Source organism: Micrococcus sp., from assembly GCF_034179925.1.
Taxonomy (GTDB): Bacteria; Actinomycetota; Actinomycetes; order Actinomycetales; family Micrococcaceae; genus Micrococcus.
This window is the reverse complement of the sequence record NZ_JAXFPG010000034.1, coordinates 16,062-34,352: the sequence shown is the minus strand read 5'-3', so window position 1 is coordinate 34,352 and position 18,291 is coordinate 16,062. Positions and strand designations below refer to the sequence as shown.

The following is an 18,291-nucleotide window of genomic DNA, read 5'->3' as shown; positions in this document are numbered from 1 at the left end:
TCCTGGTCCGGCCGGTGTGCCCCCCGCCCGCCACCCCCCCCCCCCCCGGGGGCCCCCCGCGGCCCGACGCGGGGGGGCGCCCCGATGTGTCACCGGCGAAGCCGGTCAGGCGCGGAAGTCACCGCCGCGCCCGTAGTCGTCCAGGGACACCGCGTGGAAGTCGGTGTCACCGAGCGGCTGGTCCAGACCCGGGTAGTCGAAGTCCGCGAAGCCCACCGGCGTGGCGAACAGGTTCGCCTTGGCCTCCTCGGTGGGCTCCACCACCGTCTTGGTATAGCGATCCAGGCCGGTGCCGGCCGGGATCAGCTTGCCGATGATCACGTTCTCCTTCAGGCCCAGCAGCGGATCCTCCTTGCCCTCCATGGCGGCCTGCGTGAGCACGCGGGTCGTCTCCTGGAAGGACGCGGCGGACAGCCACGAGTCGGTGGCCAGCGAGGCCTTCGTGATGCCCATGAGCTCGTCACGGCCGGAAGCCGGCTGGCGGCCCTCGGCGACAGCGGCCCGGTTGGCGGCCACGAAGCGTGCACGGTCCGTGAGCTCACCAGGAAGCAGGTCAGTCTCACCCGACTCGATGACGGTGATGCGGCGCAGCATCTGGCGGACGATGACCTCCACGTGCTTGTCGTGGATGCCCACGCCCTGGGACTGGTACACGTCCTGGACCTCGGAGACGAGGAACCGTTGGGCAGCCCGCGGGCCGAGCACGCGCAGCACCTGCTTCGGGTCCACCGCACCGGCCACGAGCTGGGTGCCCACGGCCACGTGCTCGCCGTCCTCCACGAGCAGACGCGCACGGCGCAGCACCGGGTAGGCGATCTCCTCGGAGCCGTCGTCCGGGGTGAGGACCAGGCGCACCGAGGCGTCGGTGTCCTCGATCCGCACACGGCCGGCCACCTCGGAGATCGGGGCGACACCCTTGGGGGTGCGCGCCTCGAAGAGCTCCTGGATACGGGGCAGACCCTGGGTGATGTCGTCCGCAGAGGCCACACCACCGGTGTGGAACGTGCGCATCGTCAGCTGGGTGCCGGGCTCACCGATCGACTGAGCGGCGATGATACCCACGGCCTCACCGATGTCCACCAGCTGGCCGGTAGCCATGGAGCGGCCGTAGCACTTGGCGCAGGTGCCCACCGGGGACTCACAGGTCAGCACGGAGCGGACCTTGATCTCGGAGATGCCGGCAGCCACGAGCTCACCGATCAGCACGTCGCCCACGTCCGCGCCGGCCTCGGCCAGCACCGTGCCGTCCTCGGCGACGACCGACTGGGCCAGGGTCCGGGCGAACGCGGAGTTCTCGACCTGCTCGTGGGGCACGAGCTCGCCGTCGGCGTTCGGCACGGCGATCGTCACGGTCAGGCCGCGGCTGGTGCCGCAGTCCTCCTCGCGCACGATCACGTCCTGGGACACATCCACCAGACGACGGGTCAGGTAGCCCGAGTTCGCCGTCTTCAGGGCGGTGTCCGCCAGGCCCTTGCGGGCGCCGTGGGTCGCGGAGAAGTACTCCAGCACCGACAGGCCCTCACGGTAGGAGGACTTGATCGGGTGCGGGATGATCTCACCCTTCGGGTTGGCCACCAGGCCACGGATGCCCGCGATCTGACGCACCTGCAGCCAGTTGCCTCGGGCGCCCGAGGACACCATGCGGTTGATGGTGTTGAGCTTCGAGAGCCCGTCCTTCATGGCCGCGGCGACCTCGTCGGTGGCCTTGTTCCAGATGTCGATCAGCTCGGAGCGGCGCTCGTCGTCCGCGATCAGACCCTTGTCGTACTGGGCCTGGACGCGCTGGGCCTGCTCCTCGTAGCCCTCCATGATGGAGGCCTTGTCGAAGTCGGACGTGATGTCCGAGATCGCCACGGTCACACCGGACCAGGTGCCCCAGTGGAAGCCCGCGTCCTTGAGGTTGTCGAGGGTCTGGGCGGTGACCACCATCGGGTAGCGCTCGGCGAGGTCGTTGACCAGCTGGCCGAGGGTGCCCTTGGTGGCCTGGGTGTCCAGCCACGGGTAGTCCGCCGGCAGCAGCTCGTTGAAGATGACCTTGCCCAGGGTGGTCTCGATCAGGGCGGTCTCGCCCTCGGACCAGCCCTCCGGCGCCGGCACGGCCTCCGAGGGCACGAAGCCCTCGACGCCGATCGTCGCCGGAGCGTTCAGGTGCAGCGAGCCGGCGTCGAAGGCCATGATGGCCTCCGCGACGGTGCCGAAGTGGCGGCCGGCGCCCTCGGCGTCCTCGCGCACCGTGGTGAGGTGGTTCAGGCCGATGATCATGTCCTGAGCCGGAACGGCCACGGCGCGGCCATCCGAGGGCTTCAGGATGTTGTGGCTCGAGAGCATCAGCAGACGCGCCTCAGCCTGGGCCTCCGGGGACAGCGGCAGGTGCACGGCCATCTGGTCGCCGTCGAAGTCCGCGTTGAACGCCGAGCACACCAGCGGGTGCAGCTGCAGGGCCTTGCCCTCGACCAGCTGCGGCTCGAACGCCTGGATACCCAGACGGTGCAGGGTGGGTGCACGGTTGAGCAGCACCGGGTGCTCGGAGATGACCTCCTCGAGCACGTCCCACACCTGCGGGCGGAAACGCTCCACCATGCGCTTGGCGGACTTCACATTCTGGGCGTGGTTGAGGTCCACCAGGCGCTTCATCACGAACGGCTTGAACAGCTCGAGCGCCATCTGCTTGGGCAGGCCGCACTGGTGCAGCTTCAGCTGCGGACCCACCACGATGACCGAACGGCCCGAGTAGTCCACACGCTTGCCGAGCAGGTTCTGACGGAAGCGGCCCTGCTTGCCCTTGAGCATGTCCGACAGCGACTTCAGCGGGCGGTTACCCGGCCCGGTGACCGGACGGCCGCGACGGCCGTTGTCGAACAGGGAGTCCACGGCCTCCTGGAGCATGCGCTTCTCGTTGTTCACGATGATCTCGGGCGCACCGAGGTCCAGCAGGCGCTTCAGGCGGTTGTTGCGGTTGATCACACGACGGTAGAGGTCGTTGAGGTCCGAGGTCGCGAACCGGCCGCCGTCGAGCTGGACCATCGGGCGCAGCTCCGGCGGGATCACCGGGACGGCGTCCAGGACCATGCCCTCGGGCGAGTTGTCCGTGGTGAGGAACGCGTTGACCACCTTCAGACGCTTCAGGGCGCGGGTCTTGCGCTGGCCCTTGCCGGTCTGGATGGTCTCGCGCAGCATCGCGGACTCGGCCTCGAGGTCGAAGGTCTGCAGACGCTTCTGGATCGCCTCGGCGCCCATGGAGCCCTCGAAGTACTGACCGAACTTGTCCCGCATGGCGCGGTACAGGCCCTCGTCGCCCTCGAGGTCGGCGACCTTGAGGTTCTTGAAGCGGTCCCAGACCTGCTCCTTGCGGTCCAGCTCCGCGTCCGCGCGCTTGCGGATCTGCGCCATGGTCTTGTCCGCGGCGTCACGGGCCTTCTTCTTCTCGGCCGCCTTGGCGCCCTCGGCCTCGAGCTTGGCGAGGTCCTTCTCCAGGTCCGCGGCGACGGCGGCGATGTCGGCGTCGCGCTGATCCGCCAGGACACGGGTCTCCTGGTCGTGCTCCGCCTGCAGGTTCGGCAGGTCCCGGTGACGGGCCTCCTCGTCCACGGACGTGATCATGTACGCCGCGAAGTAGATGACCTTCTCGAGGTCCTTCGGGGCCAGGTCCAGCAGGTACCCCAGGCGCGAGGGCACGCCCTTGAAGTACCAGATGTGGGTCACGGGCGCGGCCAGCTCGATGTGGCCCATGCGCTCACGGCGCACCTTGGAGCGGGTCACCTCGACGCCGCAGCGCTCGCAGATGATGCCCTTGAAGCGCACGCGCTTGTACTTGCCGCAGGCGCACTCCCAGTCACGGGTCGGGCCGAAGATCTTCTCGCAGAAGAGCCCGTCCTTCTCCGGCTTCAGGGTGCGGTAGTTGATGGTCTCGGGCTTCTTCACCTCGCCGTAGGACCAGCGGCGGATGTCCTCCGCCGTGGCCAGGCCGATGCGCATCAGGCCGAAAGAGTTGTCAGTGGACATGCTGTTCACGGTCATGCTCCGGTGAACTCCTCAGTTCAGTGGTTCTCAGGTGACGTCTGTGGGAGATGAAGAGGGCTCAGACTTCCTCGACCGAGCTGGGCTCGGCGTGGGAGAGGTCGATGCCCAGCTCCTCGGCGGCGCGGTAGGTCTCGTCCTCCGCATCGCGCATCTCGATGGTCTGGCCGTCCGCGGAGAGCACCTCCACGTCCAGGCACAGGGACTGCATCTCCTTGATGAGCACCTTGAAGGACTCCGGAACGCCCGGCTCGGGGATGTTCTCGCCCTTCACGATCGCCTCGTACACCTTGACGCGGCCGTGGATGTCGTCCGACTTGATGGTCAGCAGCTCCTGGAGGGTGAACGCGGCGCCGTACGCCTCGAGCGCCCACACCTCCATCTCGCCGAAGCGCTGGCCGCCGAACTGGGCCTTTCCGCCCAGCGGCTGCTGCGTGATCATCGAGTACGGGCCGGTGGACCGCGCGTGGATCTTGTCGTCCACGAGGTGGTGCAGCTTCAGCATGTACATGTAGCCGACCGAGATCGGGTCCGGGAACGGCTCGCCGGTGCGGCCATCGAACAGCTGCGCCTTGCCGTTGACGCCCATGAGGCGGTCGCCGTCCCGCGTCTTGTTCACGTGGCCGAGCAGACCGGTGATCTCCTCCGCCTCCGCGCCATCGAACACCGGGGTGGCGACGTTCACGGGGCCGGACTGCCGCGGGAAGTTCGGCAGGTCCTTGATCCACTCGGGCTCGCCCTCGATGTCCCAGCCGCGGGAGGCGGCCCAGCCGAGGTGGATCTCCATGACCTGGCCGAGGTTCATTCGGCCGGGCACGCCCAGCGGGTTCAGCACGACGTCGACCGGCGTGCCGTCCGCCAGGAACGGCATGTCCTCAAGCGGCAGGATCTTGGAGATGACGCCCTTGTTGCCGTGGCGGCCGGCCATCTTGTCGCCGTCGGTGATCTTGCGCTTCTGGGCCACGTAGACACGCACCAGCTGGTTCACGCCCGGGGGCAGGTCGTCGTCCTCGTCGCGGTCGAAGATGCGCACGCCGATGACCGTGCCGGACTCGCCGTGGGGCACCTTCAGGGAGGTGTCGCGCACCTCGCGGGACTTCTCGCCGAAGATCGCGCGCAGCAGGCGCTCCTCCGGGGTCAGCTCGGTCTCGCCCTTCGGGGTCACACGGCCGACCAGGATGTCGCCGGCCTCCACCTCGGCGCCGATGTGGATGATGCCGCGCTCGTCGAGCTGGGACAGCACCTCCTCGGACACGTTGGGGATGTCCCGGGTGATCTCCTCGGCGCCCAGCTTGGTGTCGCGGGCGTCGACCTCGTGCTCCTCGATGTGGATCGAGGTGAGGACGTCCTCGGAGACCATGCGCTGGGACAGGATGATCGCGTCCTCGTAGTTCAGACCCTCCCAGGGCATGAACGCCACGAGCAGGTTCTTGCCGAGCGCGAGCTCGCCCTGGTCGGTGGCCGGGCCGTCGGCGATGATCGAGAGCTTCTCCACACGGTCGCCCTCGGACACGCGCACCCGCTGGTTGTACGCGTTGCCCTGGTTGGAGCGGGAGAACTTCATGATCGGGTAGTGCGTGGTGGTGCCGTCGTCGTTCATGACGGTCACCAGGTCCGCGGCCACCTCGGTCACGACGCCGGGCTGGACGGCGGTGACGGAGTCGCCGGCGTCCACGGCCACGTACTTCTCCATGCCGGTGCCCACGTAGGGGGCCTCGGACTGGAGCAGCGGCACGGCCTGACGCTGCATGTTCGCGCCCATGAGCGCGCGGTTGGCGTCGTCGTGCTCGAGGAACGGGATCAGAGCGGTCGCCGCAGACACCATCTGGCGCGGGGAGACGTCCATGTAGTCGATGTCGTCCACGGTGGACAGCACGGGCTCGCCGCCGCCGCCGCGCTGACGGCAGAGCACGAGCTCCTCGACGAAGCGGCCGTCCTCGTCCACCGGCGCGTTGGCCTGGGCGATCTGGAACTCGAGCTCGTCATCCGCGGTCAGGTAGTCCACGGTGTCGGTGACGCGGCCGTCCACGACCCGGCGGTACGGGGTCTCGATGAAGCCGAACGGGTTGATGCGCCCGAAGGTCGCCAGCGAACCGATGAGGCCGATGTTCGGGCCTTCAGGGGTCTCGATGGGGCACATGCGGCCGTAGTGCGAGGGGTGCACGTCGCGCACCTCCATGCCCGCACGGTCGCGGGAGAGGCCGCCCGGGCCCAGCGCGGACAGACGACGCTTGTGCGTCAGACCCGCCAGCGGGTTGTTCTGGTCCATGAACTGGGACAGCTGGGAGGTGCCGAAGAACTCCTTGATCGCCGCCACCACGGGGCGGATGTTGATCAGGGTCTGCGGGGTGATCGCCTCGACGTCCTGGGTGGTCATGCGCTCGCGCACGACGCGCTCCATGCGGGACAGGCCGGTGCGGATCTGGTTCTCGATCAGCTCGCCCACGGCGCGGATGCGGCGGTTGCCGAAGTGGTCGATGTCGTCGATCTCGACGCGCACGTCCACGTCCTCGCCGTCGCGGCGGCCGGTGATGGACTTCTCGCCGGCGTGCAGCGCGGCGATGAAGTGCACCATCTGGACGATGTCGTCCTCGGTGAGCACGGAGGCGTTGGGGTCGCCCAGGTGCACGTCCACACCCAGCTTGCGGTTGAGCTTGTAGCGGCCCACCTTGGCGAGGTCGTAGCGCTTGGGGGTGAAGTACAGGTTGTTCAGCAGCGTCTGCGCGGCGTCGACGGCGGCGGGCTCGCCCGGGCGCAGCTTGCGGTAGATGTCGAGCAGGGCCTCGTTCTGATCCGCGGTGCCGTCCTTCTCGAGGGTGGCGCGGATGGAGTCGTACTGGCCGAACTCCTCGAGGATGCGGGACTCGGTCCAGCCCATGGCCTTGAGCAGCACGGTCACCGGCTGCTTGCGCTTGCGGTCGAGGCGGACGCCGACCTGGTCGCGCTTGTCCACCTCGAGCTCGAACCAGGCGCCGCGGGAGGGGATGATCTTGGCGGTGAAGATCTCCTTGTCGGAGGTCTTGTCCGGGGTGCGCTCGAAGTACGCGCCCGGGGAGCGCACGAGCTGGGACACGACGACGCGCTCGGTGCCGTTGATGATGAACGTGCCGTTGCGGGTCATGAGCGGGAAGTCGCCCATGAAGACGGTCTGCTGCTTGATCTCGCCGGTCGTGTTGTTCATGAACTCGGCCTTGACGTACAGCGGGGCGGCGAAGGTCGCGTCGCGGTCCTTGCACTCCTCCTCCGTCATCTTCGCGTCGGCGAACTCCGGGTCGGAGAAGGACAGGGACATGGTGCCCTGGAAGTCCTCGATCGGGGAGATCTCCTCGAAGATGTCGGTCAGGCCCGACGTGGTGGAGACCGAGTGGTCGTCCGCAGCCAGGGCGGCGTCGACACGGGCCAGCCACCGCTCGTTCCCCACGAGGCGGTCGAACGACTCCGTCTGCAGGGCCAGCAGATCCGGCACATCGAGCGGCTCGTGGATCTTGGCGAAGGAGATGCGGCCGGCGGAGGCGCCGGATCGCGGGGAGACAGTAGCGGTTTCGTTGGAGGTGCTCGAGGCGACCACGTAGGATCCTTCCACAGGGCTGCAGGTTCCGGTTCCGCCTCCCCCGGCGCGAGGTACAGGACCGGGCCCACCGCCATATGAAGGCCGCACGGTCCCTCCCGTCCGATCCCGTTTCTGGGCGCACTGGGACAGGGGAGGTGCAAACATCCATCTTAACCCCTGCCCGCTCCGGCGTCCAGTCCGCGCGACGACGAGAGCCCCCGCCGCCCCGCTGACGCGGGATGACGGGGGCTCTCGAGCAGATCAGGCGCGGCTCAGGCCGCACGCATCACTTGAGGGTGATGGTGGCGCCAGCGCCCTCGAGCTGCTCCTTGGCCTTCTCGGCGGTCTCCTTGTTGACGCCCTCGAGGATCGGCTTGGGGGCACCGTCGACGAGGTCCTTGGCCTCCTTCAGACCGAGGGAGGTCAGGGCGCGCACCTCCTTGATGACGCCGATCTTCTTGTCGCCGGCGGACTCGAGGATGACGTCGAACTCGTCCTTCTCCTCGGCGGCGTCGGCACCACCGGCGGCGGGGGCGCCGGCGGCGGCCATGGCCACGGGGGCGGCGGCGGTGACGTCGAACTTCTCCTCGAACGCCTTGATGAACTCGGACAGCTCGATGAGGGTCAGCTCCTCGAACGCGGCGAGCAGCTCTTCGGTGGTCAGCTTGGCCATGATGGCTCCTTTACGTGTCTGTACGTATGACGTGGGTGGGCCGTGCAGCCCGGGGGGACTGCGTCAGGCAGCCTGGTCCTGCTGGGCCCGGAGGGCCTCGACCGTGCGGGCGGTCTTCGACAGCGGGGCCTGGAACAGGGCGGCAGCCTTGGACATGCTGCCCTTCATCGCGCCGGCGAACTTGGCCAGCAGGACGTCGCGGGACTCGAGGTCCGCGAGCTTCCTGATCCCGGCCTCGTCCAGGGGCTGGCCATCCATGTAGCCGCCCTTGAGCACGAGCTTCTCGTGGTCCTTGGCGAAGTCACGCAGAGCCTTCGCGACGTTGACCGGGTCACCGGTCACGAACGCGATCGCGGTGGGGCCGGCCAGGGAGGCCTCGAGGCCCTCCACGCCGGCTTCCTTCGCCGCGATCTCGGCGAGCGTGTTCTTCGCCACGGCGTAGGTCGCGTCCTGACGGATGGAGTCACGGAGCTGCTTGAGCTCGGACACCGTCAGGCCACGGTATTCCGTCAGGACAGCGGCGCTGGACTCGCGGAACAGGTCCGTGAGCTCCGCCACCGCCGACTCCTTCGCGGACGTCGCCATGGCACTCCTCTCGATGGGTTCGGGGGGACCGCCCCGGCCCGCACATGGAAAACGCCCCGTGCAGGTGCACGGGGCGCGGCATGACCGGGCGGCGTCACGGGGACAGCGCCAGCATGGGCTCAGCATCACCTGCGCGGGCCGCCTCCATGAGGAGGGCCTTCGGCGTTCACCCTCGGGAGGGCGCACGCGACCGGCGGTCTTCGGTTCAACCAGCGTACCACACCCGCGCACCCCTCCCCCACGACAACGGCCGCCCGCCCCATGAGGGCGAGCGGCCGGCGTCGTGCACTTCCGCGAGGAGGTGACGGGATCAGAGCTCGGAGGTGTCCACCGAGGTGGCGTTCGGGTCCATGGCGACGCCCGGGCCGAACGTGGTGGCCACGGTGGCCTTGGAGATGTAGCGGCCCTTGGAGGAGGCCGGCTTCAGACGCAGGACCTCCTCGAGAGCGGCGGCGTAGTTCTCCGCGAGGGCCTTGGCCTCGAAGGAGGTCTTGCCGATGATGAAGTGCAGGTTGGCGTGCTTGTCGACGCGGAAGTCGATCTTGCCGCCCTTGATGTCGGCCACGGCCTTGGCCACGTCCGGGGTCACGGTGCCGGTCTTGGGGTTCGGCATCAGGTTGCGGGGGCCGAGCACCTTGCCCAGGCGGCCGACCTTGCCCATGAGCTCCGGGGAGGCCACGGCGGCGTCGAAGTCCACCCAGCCGTCCGCGATGCGGGCGATCAGGTCGTCGTCGCCCACGACGTCGGCACCCGCGGCACGGGCGGCCTCGGCGCGCTCACCGGTGGCGAACACGACCACGCGGGCGGTCTTGCCGGTGCCGTGGGGCAGCGACACGGAGCCGCGCACCATCTGGTCGGCCTTACGGGGGTCGACCGACAGGCGGAGGGCGACCTCCACGGTGGCGTCGGTCTTGGAGGGGTTGGTCTCCTTGGCGAGCTTGATCGCCTGGGCCGGCGAGTACACACCCTCGCCGATCGCGGCCTTGGCCGCCTTGTATGCCTTGCTGCGCTGTGCCATCTGCGTTTTCTCCTTGTGCAGTCGTGGTCTGCGGACCGCGCTCGGCCCTGCCACTGGAAAGAGGTGGGGGTGGGCGTCAGCCCTGGACGGTGATGCCCATGGAGCGGGCGGTGCCCGCGATGATCTTGGCGGCGGCCTGCACGTCGTTGGCGTTCAGGTCCTCCATCTTGGTCTGGGCGATCTCCTCGCACTGGGCCTGGGTCAGCGAGCCGACCTTGGCGGTGTGCGGGGTGGCGGAGCCCTTCTGCACGCCGGCAGCCTTCTTGATGAGCTCGGCGGCGGGCGGGGTCTTGGTGATGAAGGTGAACGAGCGGTCCTCGTACACGGTGATCTCGACCGGGACCACATTGCCGCGCTGGGACTCGGTGGCGGCGTTGTAGGCCTTGCAGAACTCCATGATGTTCACGCCGTGCTGGCCGAGGGCCGGGCCGATGGGCGGGGCCGGGTTGGCCGCGCCGGCCTGGATCTGAAGCTTGATCAGACCGGAGACCTTCTTCTTGGGAGCCATGAGTGGATCCTTCTCTCACTGGGGGACCCGTGGCGCAGGAGCGCACCGCGGGCGGTGGCCGCCGTGGCGCGGCGGCCGGACCGTCCCCCGCCGGCAGGCGGCCGGCGTGGGACGGGAGACTGGGTCAGATGACCTTGGTCACCTGGTTGAACGAGAGCGTGACCGGGGTCTCGCGCTCGAAGATGGAGACCAGCACCACGAGCTGCTGGGCCTCGGGCTTGATCTCGGAGATCGTGGCCGGGAGGGTCTCGAAGGGGCCGTCGTTGACGGTCACGGACTCGCCCACCTCGAAGTCCACGTGGATCTGCGGGGCAGCCGGGTTCTCGGAGCCGGCGGCCGCCGGGACGGCCAGGCCGGCCTTCTCCGCGGCCCGAGCGGCCTCCTGGATCACGGACGGGGCGAGCATGTCGTAGACCTCGTCCAGGGTGAGCGGCTGCGGGTGGTGGGCGTCGTTGCCCACGAAGCCGGTGACGCCGGAGGTGTGGCGCACCACGCCCCACGAGGCGTCGTCGAGGTCCATCCGCACGAGCACGTAGCCGGGCACGCGCACCCGGGAGACGATCTTGCGGGTGGTGTTCTTGATCTCCACGACCTCCTCCATGGGGACCTCGATCTCGTAGATCGAGTCCTCCATGTCCTGGGTCTGGATGCGGGCCTCGAGGTTCGTCTTCACGCGCTTCTCGTAGCCGGCGTAGGTGTGCACCACGTACCAGTCACCCGGCTGGCGACGCAGGCGGGTGCGCAGCTCCTCGGCCGGGTCCACAGCGGGCTCGGCCTCGGCGGCCTCCAGGCGGGCCTGGGCCTCCTCCACGTCGACGGCGCCCGACTCGCCCTCGGCGGCCGCGAGGTCCGCCTCCTGGACGGTCTGGCCCTGGGCGTCCTCGATCGCCTCCGCCTGCTCGGGCGCGGCATCGGCCTCGGAGGTCTCCACGACGTCCTGACGATCCAGTTCCTGCTCCGACACGGGTTCCTGCTTTCTGCTGACGGGGACGACCCTCCGACGGGAAGGTCACGACGGGCGGGGCGGCGGCGGCCCGGCTGCCGCGGCGCCCGATCAGGCCGGGGACGCCCCGAAGAGGACCCGGGCCAGGGTGCCGAACACCCAGTCCAGTCCCATGACGAGCAGGATCATGACCGCCACGAAGGCGAGCACCACCCCGGTCATGCGCAGCAACTCCTCGCGCGTGGGGGTGACGACCTTGCGGAGCTCGTCCACCACCTGACGCAGGAACAGCACGATCCGCGCGACGAGGCCAGGACGCCGTTCACGGGGCTCGGGGGTGGAACCCCCCGCGGTCGCCGCCATCTCAGTCACGTGGCCTCACTCGATCGGATCGCCGGGACGCTCGACGCGTCATGTGCCGGACGGGCCGACACCGAGCAGGGCAGACAGGACTCGAACCTGCAACCTGCGGTTTTGGAGACCGCTGCGCTACCAATTGCGCCACTACCCTAGGAACCGCTCTGACCGACCCGGAGAAACACTCCCGGCCCGTTGTGTGCGGTACCGAGGAAACAGGATACGCCATCGGCGGCGGCGAGTCGAACCGACCCCTGGGGCAGTGTCATTAGGCTGGGGGAGGTCGTCGCCACGGCGGCCCGACCACCGCCGCCCAGAGAGGACCCCTCCCATGTCTCCTGCTCCCGCCCGTCGCGTCTCGGCGCGACTGTCCGCGATCGCCCCCTCGGCCACCCTCGCGGTGGACGCCAGGGCCAAGGAGCTCAAGGCCGCCGGCCGCCCCGTGATCGGCTTCGGCGCCGGCGAACCGGACTTCCCTACCCCGGACTACATCGTGGAGGCCGCCGTCGAGGCCGCCCGCGACCCCCGCAACCACCGCTACTCCCCCGCCGCAGGCCTGCCCGAGCTGCGCGAGGCCATCGCCGCCAAGACCCTGCGCGACTCCGGTGTGGAGATCGAGGCCGCCCAGGTGCTCGTCACCAACGGCGGCAAGCAGGCCGTGTACAACACCTTCGCCGCGCTGCTGGACCCGCAGGACGAGGTGCTGGTCCCGGCCCCCTTCTGGACCACCTACCCCGAGGCCGTCCGCCTGGCCGGCGGCACCGCCGTCGAGGTGTTCGCCGGACCCGAGCAGGGCTACAAGGTGACCACCGAGCAGCTCGAGGCCGCCTGCACCGAACACACCAAGGTGCTGCTGTTCGTCTCCCCCTCCAACCCGACCGGTGCCGTCTACTCCCCCGAGGAGACCGAGCGGATCGGCCGGTGGGCGCTCGAGCGGGGCCTGTGGGTGGTCACCGACGAGATCTACGAGCACCTCACCTACGACGGCGTCCCCTTCACCCCGATCCTCCGCGCCGTCCCCGAACTGGCCGAGCAGACCGTGGTGCTCAACGGCGTCGCCAAGACCTACGCGATGACCGGCTGGCGCGTGGGCTGGATGGCCGGCCCGCTCGACGTCATCAAGGCCGCCACGAACCTGCAGTCCCACGCCACCTCCAACGTGGCCAACGTGTCCCAGCGCGCGGCCCTGGCTGCCCTCGCCGGTCCACTGGACGCCGTCGAGGAGATGAAGGCCGCCTTCGACCGCCGCCGACGCGCCATGGTGGACGGGCTCAACGCGGTGCCGGGCTTCTCCTGCCCCACCCCGGAGGGAGCGTTCTACGCCTACGTGGACGTCCGCGAGGCGCTCGGGCGCACCTACCGCGGGGGCGTCACCCCCACCACCTCCGCCGAGCTGGCCGCGTTCATCCTGGACGAGGCCGAGGTGGCCGTGGTGCCCGGCGAGGCCTTCGGACCCTCGGGCTACCTGCGCCTGTCCTACGCCCTGGGCGACGACGACCTCGCCGAGGGCGTCGAGCGCATCCGGGCGCTGCTCTCCGAGTGAGGCCTCACAGCACCGCACCGCACTGAGCTGGATTGGGCTGGGCCGGGCTGGGCCCAGCCGGGCCACACCGAGCTGGGCCCGGCCGGGCAGGGCACCCAGGCTGAGAGCCCCTGCACGGGAGCGGGTGACCGCCCCTGACACCGGCCCGGCCGCCGTCGCTAGGGTGGGCAGTGTCCGCCGTCGACACATCCCCAGGAGGAAACCCCATGCGAGTCGGTCTGCTCACCTCCGGCGGCGACTGCCCCGGCCTGAACGCCGTGATCCGCGCCGCCGTGCTCCACGGCATCAAGACATACGACATGGAGATGGTGGGCATCCGCAACGGCTGGGCCGGGCTCATCGAGAAGGACATCGAGGAGCTCCCCCGCACCCGCGTGCGCGGCCTCGCCCGAACGGGCGGCACGATCATCGGCACCTCCCGCACCCACCCCTACGACACCGACGGCGGCGGCCCCGAGAACCTGCTGCGCAATCTCGCCGAGCTCGGCCTCGACGCCGTCATCGCGATCGGCGGCGAGGGCACTCTGGCCGGGGCCAACCGCCTCGCCCAGGACGGGCTCCCCGTGGTGGGTGTGCCCAAGACCATCGACAACGACCTGCAGGGCACCGACTACACCTTCGGCTTCGACACCGCCGTGCAGATCGCCACCGACGCCATGGACCGCCTGCGCACCACCGGCGAGTCCCACCACCGGTGCATGGTGGCCGAGGTCATGGGACGCCACGTCGGCTGGATCGCGCTGCACTCAGGCATGGCCGCCGGCGCCCACGCGATCCTCATCCCCGAGGTCCGCACCCCCATGGAGCAGGTCGCCGACTGGGCAACCCAGGTCCACGAGAAGGGCCGCTCCCCGCTCGTGGTGGTCGCCGAGGGCTTCATCCCCGAAGGCCACGACGACCCGCTGGCCGAGGCCGGCGTCGAAGCCTCCGGACGCCCCCGCCTCGGCGGGATCGGCGAATGGGTCACCCGCGAGATCGAGGCGATGACGGGGATCGAAACCCGCAACACCGTGCTCGGCCACATCCAGCGCGGCGGAGCCCCCACCGCTCGGGACCGCGTGCTCTCCACCCGCTTCGGCATGGCCGCTGTGGACCTCGCCGCCGAACGCCGCTGGGGCCAGATGGTGGCGGCGCGGGGCACGGACATCATCACGATCCCCATGAGTGCCGCCCTCACCGGCCTCAAGAAGGTCCCCGTCGCCCGCTACAACGAGGCCAAGGTGCTGTTCGGCCGGTGAGCGCCGCCCCGCTCGACGACCACGTCCGGCACCTGGTGGCCCTGGCCTGGGGCCGCCGTCTGGGGCTGCCCGACCAGGTGCTCGCCGACCTCACCCAGGACGGCGGCCGCCTCGACGTTCCCGCCGACGAACCCCGGGTGACCCTGCTCCGACTGGGCACGGCCACCGTGCTGCGCGCCCCCGAACCGGTGCTGCGGGCTGCCGCGGACCAGGACCCAGAGGTCCTCGCCCTGGAGACCGTCCTGCTGCGCCTGAGCGCCCCGTGGGGGCCGCGCTCGCGGGGCGAACAGGTGCTGCTCCACCTCGAGGAGCCCCCGCCGATCGACCCGGCCGCGCACGTGGCGGTCTCCCACGACCCCGCACACGTGGCCGAGGTGCTCCGCGGCACCCCGGCCGACGACGTCGCCGCCGCCGGGATGGACGCGTTGCACGCCGCCCTGGCCCTCGTACCCGACGACGGCCACGGACACCCCACGGGCCCACCCGTCGCCGCAGCCGGGCACACCGTGGAGGCGGGGCTGCTGGCAGACCTGCGGGCGATCGTGCGTCCCGAGGTCCGCGGCCGGGGCCTGGGCGCCTACACCGCCGCGGTGGCGGCAGACCTGGCCTGGACCGAGGGGCTGGTGCCGCAGGTGCGGGCTCCCGCGGCCGACCCGGCCGCCCAGCGCACGGCCCTGGCCGCCGGCTTCGTGCCCACCGGGACCCTGCTGGAGCTGGAGCTCACCCGCCCGGACTGACCCGACCTGCTCCGTGCCGGGCTCTCAGTGATGGGGGCTCAGTGCGAGGCGTTCAGCACGGAGCGTTCAGTGTGGGGAGTTCAGTGCCGGCGGCCCAACCCGGCCGGGCGGCCGACCACCTGGCCGGCCTCGGGCAGGACCAGCGGCTCCTGGGCGGCCGCGATCCACGACTCCGGTGCCGGCTGCCCGCCCTGCGCCGCCTGCTCGCGCACGAGCAGCGGAGCGTCCACGGGGACGGCACGCTTGAGCAGGGCCAGGGCCACGGGCCCGGCCTCGTGGTGACGGGCGGCACTGGTGACCGTGCCCACCGGGCGGGCGGCGGCCCGAGCCTCCGGAGTGTCCGGGTCCGGGCGCACCACGACGGCGGCCCCGGCCTCCGGCAGCGTGTGGGTGCTGCCGTCCAGGAGCAGCTGGGTCAGCCGACGCGGAGGCCGGCCGAGATTGTGCACGCGGGCCACGGTCTCCTGGCCCCGGTAGCAGCCCTTGGCCAGGTGCACGGCCGTGCGCAGCAGGTCCAGCTCGTGCGGGAGGGCGCGCGCGTCCGCGTCGAGGGCCGGGCGCGGCCGGCCGGCGGCGATCCGCAGCGCCTCGGCGGCCTCCGTGCCCGCCAGAGACCAACCGGTCAGCTCCCCCTGACCGAGGCCAGCGACGGTACGGGCGAGATCCTCACAGGTCACGAGGTACTCCCGCCAAGACCAGTCCGCCCCGGGGTGCTCCTGAGGCGCGACCCCGTAGGACCAGCCGCCCTCGGCCACCTGGGGCCACGGGTCCAACCACACGGTGCGGTCCTCCCAGCCGGGCACCGGGGCCATCGCGCCCACCACGGCGACCGCGGCGGAGTGATCCCGGAGGACGACGTCATGGGAGAAGACCATGGAGCGCAGCCAGCCGGTGAGCGCCTCGGCGTGAGGGGCGTCCACGATCAGCCAGGCGGCGGCACCGTCCTCGAGCAGGTGCACCGCCGTCTCGATGCGCCCATTGGCGTCCAGGAACAGCGCCTCCGTGCTCGTGCCCGGGGTGAGGTCGGCCAGGTGCTGGCTGCTCAGGGTGTGCAGCCAGGCGAGCCGGTCCGGCCCGCTCACCGAGAGCACGGTGCGGCTCGAGAGGTCCACGAGCGCCCGGCCCCGGCCCAGAGCCCGTTGCTCGGGCACGGGCCGGCCGTAGTGCGCGGCGACGCCGGCCTCCGGCCCGGAGGCTTCGACCGCACCGTGGGCGGGGGCTCCCGGGTCCGTCAACGGCGGGGCCAGCAGCGGGCTGCGGCGGGCCGGGGAGGCAGCCGCGGCACTCATGCGCTGGAGCCGCGCTCCGGGGCGGCACCACCGCGGGGGCGGGGCGCACCGGGGGCCAGACGCCCCACGGTGGGGTCCGGCATGCGGTCCAGGATGGCGGAGGCGTGGGCGTCCAGTTGGCCCTCGTCTGCGGCGGAGGCATCCCAACGCCAGAACAGCTGCCCGTTGACCAGGCCCGCCATGCGGGTGGCCCGGCGGTACTCGCCGGCCGCGGCCCCACGCAGCAGGGAGTCCATGGTCAGCTGCAGCTGCGGGCCCTTGATCCGGCCGTAGTAGAGCTCAGCCATGGACCCGGGGTGGGCGATGGTGGCGGTGATCCGGAAGTCGTCCTGCTCGGTGCGCAGGGACTCGACGTCCTCGGCGGAGCGGTAGGCGGGGACGAGGTCGGCGGGGACCATGCCGGGGCCGACGTCGCCGTCGTGCCGGGGGCGGTCCACCTGCCAGAACCCGGTCTCCACGGTGAGCGGGCGGAGCAGCGTGCCGTCCGCCTCGCAGAGCCAGGACTCGGCCCTGTACTCCACGAAGGGGAGCCCGTGCTCGGTGAAGTCCACGCGCTGGTAGAAGATCTCGGTGCCCTCGGTGCCGTCGCCGAGACGGCCCTGGCCCTCCCAGGAGCCGATCAGCCAGGACAGCGGGGCGAGCTCGGGGGTGAGGTCGTAGGGGAGTTCAGTGGCCATGGTGATGCACGGCGCGGCCCGTCACCGGGCCACGCGACTCAGCGCTGGCCCTTGAACAGTCCGCCGACGACGACGGCCGCCACGGCCGCCATGGCGAGCCCGGCCAGCACGACCAGGACCATGAAGAAGATCTCGATTGCGACGATGGAGTCCATGCCCGCCATCCTAACCCCCCGAGACGGATCGGTGACCCCCGTCACCGCCCGGCGGAGCCTCGGCCGGCCCCCGCCGACCGGCGCGCTCAGCCCAGCAGGGCGAGCAGGACGTGGCCGATGACCCCGGCCGCCCCGACCGGCGCCATGGCCAGGGCGTACCCGGCCCGGCGCGGGCGCAGGGTGGTGCCCACCGGCTGGTCCTCCGGGCGCGGCCGGGACGACGGTGCGGCCGCCGCGGTGAGGGAGACGAGCCCGGCCACCGCCGCCGCGGCCAGCGCGTGCAGGGTCTGGGCGGCCGGGTCCGCCCCCAGCAGGCTCGAGACCAGCCAGGCCGCGAGCGCGCAGGCCGGGACCATCGCCAGGGCGAGCACGCGGGGGCGGCCCTGCATCCAGGGGGTCAGGCCCAGCAGGGACACCGCGACCAGGGAGATCACGAGGGTCGCGCCGAGGCCCTCGGCGCGGGGGGTCTCGGCGTAGCGGGCCAGGGGGATCCAGCAGGCGGTCATGCCGCAGGCCAGCACGCCGCCCATGGTGGCCACGGTGGACTCCAGGCGCAGGGGGCGGCCGGTGCCGCGCACGAGCTGCACCACGAACGCGGCGATCACACCCCAGGCGAGCACCACGGCGAGGGGGTCGAGGAGGCGCAGAGCCGTGCGGGGGCCTTCACCCGGGGTGGGCCAGAGGAGCATGAGCACGCTGGAGAGCACGCCGGCGCACAGCAGCACGATGCTCAGGGAAAGGCGGGCGGGGGCACCCATCTGCCGGGGCCAGCCCCAGGCGATCACGGCGATCACGCCGACGGCGGCCAGGGCCGTCGCCCCCGGGCCCAGCAGCAGCGCCGCGCCGAGCACGACGGCGGCGAGGGCGGCGCTCAGGGCCATGGACAGACGCATCACCCCGCCTATCTTGCCAGGCGGGCGACACCGTGCACGCCCGTGCCGGGGCCTGGCTATCCTCGGAGGGTCCCGTGCGCACGGCCGCCGGGGCGTCCGGGCAGAGAG

At 71.0% G+C, this 18,291-nt stretch carries 14 protein-coding genes and 1 tRNA gene; 3 read left to right on the top strand and 12 right to left on the bottom strand.

Going from position 1 to position 18,291, the window contains the following annotated elements:
• Nucleotides 1-105: 105 nt before the first annotated feature.
• The 9 genes from SPI96_RS07095 to SPI96_RS07055 form a co-directional block, all read right to left on the bottom strand.
• Entirely contained in the window at nt 106-4,002 is a 3,897-nt protein-coding gene (locus tag SPI96_RS07095) for a DNA-directed RNA polymerase subunit beta' (protein ID WP_321081670.1), read from the bottom strand.
• 76 nt (nt 4,003-4,078) lie between these two features.
• A complete protein-coding gene (rpoB, locus tag SPI96_RS07090) occupies nt 4,079-7,585 on the bottom strand; it encodes a DNA-directed RNA polymerase subunit beta (RefSeq protein WP_321081667.1) in 3,507 nt (1,168 codons plus the stop codon).
• A 268-nt stretch (nt 7,586-7,853) separates the two neighbouring features.
• A complete protein-coding gene (rplL, locus tag SPI96_RS07085; RefSeq protein ID WP_321081666.1) occupies nt 7,854-8,240 on the bottom strand; it encodes a 50S ribosomal protein L7/L12 in 387 nt (128 codons plus the stop codon).
• A 63-nt stretch (nt 8,241-8,303) separates the two neighbouring features.
• Nucleotides 8,304-8,825, bottom strand: coding sequence for a 50S ribosomal protein L10 (gene rplJ, locus SPI96_RS07080; protein WP_321081665.1), 522 nt, complete (start codon nt 8,823-8,825; stop codon nt 8,304-8,306).
• Nucleotides 8,826-9,135: 310 nt separating this feature from the next.
• Nucleotides 9,136-9,843: a 50S ribosomal protein L1 gene (gene rplA, locus SPI96_RS07075; protein WP_321081664.1), complete on the bottom strand. Its 708-nt coding sequence runs from the start codon at nt 9,841-9,843 to the stop codon at nt 9,136-9,138.
• Nucleotides 9,844-9,919: 76 nt separating this feature from the next.
• A complete protein-coding gene (gene rplK / locus SPI96_RS07070; protein WP_321081663.1) occupies nt 9,920-10,351 on the bottom strand; it encodes a 50S ribosomal protein L11 in 432 nt (143 codons plus the stop codon).
• Nucleotides 10,352-10,475: 124 nt separating this feature from the next.
• Nucleotides 10,476-11,315 carry a transcription termination/antitermination protein NusG gene (gene nusG / locus SPI96_RS07065; protein ID WP_321081662.1) on the bottom strand — a complete coding sequence of 280 codons (840 nt, stop codon included), beginning with the start codon at nt 11,313-11,315 and terminating at the stop codon, nt 10,476-10,478.
• Between the two features lie 90 nt (nt 11,316-11,405).
• Complete coding sequence (gene secE / locus SPI96_RS07060) at nt 11,406-11,657, bottom strand: preprotein translocase subunit SecE (protein ID WP_321081669.1); 252 nt, start codon at nt 11,655-11,657, stop codon at nt 11,406-11,408.
• A 75-nt stretch (nt 11,658-11,732) separates the two neighbouring features.
• Nucleotides 11,733-11,805, bottom strand: a tRNA-Trp gene (locus SPI96_RS07055).
• A 177-nt stretch (nt 11,806-11,982) separates the two neighbouring features.
• Here SPI96_RS07055 and SPI96_RS07050 point away from each other — a divergent pair.
• From SPI96_RS07050 to SPI96_RS07040, 3 genes are all read left to right on the top strand, one after another.
• The gene (locus SPI96_RS07050; protein WP_321081661.1) at nt 11,983-13,194 is read left to right on the top strand and encodes a pyridoxal phosphate-dependent aminotransferase; all 1,212 of its coding nucleotides are present in this window, start codon (nt 11,983-11,985) and stop codon (nt 13,192-13,194) included.
• A gap of 206 nt (nt 13,195-13,400) precedes the next feature.
• Nucleotides 13,401-14,432: an ATP-dependent 6-phosphofructokinase gene (locus tag SPI96_RS07045; RefSeq protein WP_321081660.1), complete on the top strand. Its 1,032-nt coding sequence runs from the start codon at nt 13,401-13,403 to the stop codon at nt 14,430-14,432.
• Nucleotides 14,429-15,169, top strand: a complete 741-nt coding sequence (locus tag SPI96_RS07040) for a hypothetical protein (RefSeq protein ID WP_321081659.1) — start codon at nt 14,429-14,431, stop codon at nt 15,167-15,169. The genes SPI96_RS07045 and SPI96_RS07040 overlap by 4 nt, the downstream gene beginning before the upstream one ends.
• Before the next feature lie 80 nt (nt 15,170-15,249).
• Here SPI96_RS07040 and SPI96_RS07035 read toward each other — a convergent pair whose 3' ends face one another.
• The 3 genes from SPI96_RS07035 to SPI96_RS07025 all read right to left on the bottom strand — a co-directional run bounded on the left by SPI96_RS07035 (nt 15,250) and on the right by SPI96_RS07025 (nt 18,183).
• Entirely contained in the window at nt 15,250-16,458 is a 1,209-nt protein-coding gene (locus tag SPI96_RS07035; protein WP_321081658.1) for a folate-binding protein, read from the bottom strand.
• The gene (locus SPI96_RS07030) at nt 16,455-17,135 is read right to left on the bottom strand and encodes an FABP family protein (RefSeq protein WP_321081657.1); all 681 of its coding nucleotides are present in this window, start codon (nt 17,133-17,135) and stop codon (nt 16,455-16,457) included. Before SPI96_RS07030 ends, SPI96_RS07035 begins: the two co-directional genes overlap by 4 nt.
• Before the next feature lie 241 nt (nt 17,136-17,376).
• Nucleotides 17,377-18,183 carry a hypothetical protein gene (locus tag SPI96_RS07025; protein ID WP_321081656.1) on the bottom strand — a complete coding sequence of 269 codons (807 nt, stop codon included), beginning with the start codon at nt 18,181-18,183 and terminating at the stop codon, nt 17,377-17,379.
• Nucleotides 18,184-18,291: the final 108 nt, after the last annotated feature.

What these genes read in the sequence shown, in the direction of transcription:
- SPI96_RS07095 (WP_321081670.1), bottom strand. Translation starts at nt 4,002, where the DNA reads ATGTCCACTGACAACTCTTTCGGCCTGATGCGCATCGGCCTGGCCACG.
- rplL (WP_321081666.1), bottom strand. Translation starts at nt 8,240, where the DNA reads ATGGCCAAGCTGACCACCGAAGAGCTGCTCGCCGCGTTCGAGGAGCTG.
- rplJ (WP_321081665.1), bottom strand. Translation starts at nt 8,825, where the DNA reads ATGGCGACGTCCGCGAAGGAGTCGGCGGTGGCGGAGCTCACGGACCTG.
- rplA (WP_321081664.1), bottom strand. Translation starts at nt 9,843, where the DNA reads ATGGCACAGCGCAGCAAGGCATACAAGGCGGCCAAGGCCGCGATCGGC.
- rplK (WP_321081663.1), bottom strand. Translation starts at nt 10,351, where the DNA reads ATGGCTCCCAAGAAGAAGGTCTCCGGTCTGATCAAGCTTCAGATCCAG.
- secE (WP_321081669.1), bottom strand. Translation starts at nt 11,657, where the DNA reads ATGGCGGCGACCGCGGGGGGTTCCACCCCCGAGCCCCGTGAACGGCGT.
- SPI96_RS07050 (WP_321081661.1), top strand. Translation starts at nt 11,983, where the DNA reads ATGTCTCCTGCTCCCGCCCGTCGCGTCTCGGCGCGACTGTCCGCGATC.
- SPI96_RS07045 (WP_321081660.1), top strand. Translation starts at nt 13,401, where the DNA reads ATGCGAGTCGGTCTGCTCACCTCCGGCGGCGACTGCCCCGGCCTGAAC.
- SPI96_RS07035 (WP_321081658.1), bottom strand. Translation starts at nt 16,458, where the DNA reads ATGAGTGCCGCGGCTGCCTCCCCGGCCCGCCGCAGCCCGCTGCTGGCC.
- SPI96_RS07030 (WP_321081657.1), bottom strand. Translation starts at nt 17,135, where the DNA reads ATGGCCACTGAACTCCCCTACGACCTCACCCCCGAGCTCGCCCCGCTG.
- SPI96_RS07025 (WP_321081656.1), bottom strand. Translation starts at nt 18,183, where the DNA reads ATGCGTCTGTCCATGGCCCTGAGCGCCGCCCTCGCCGCCGTCGTGCTC.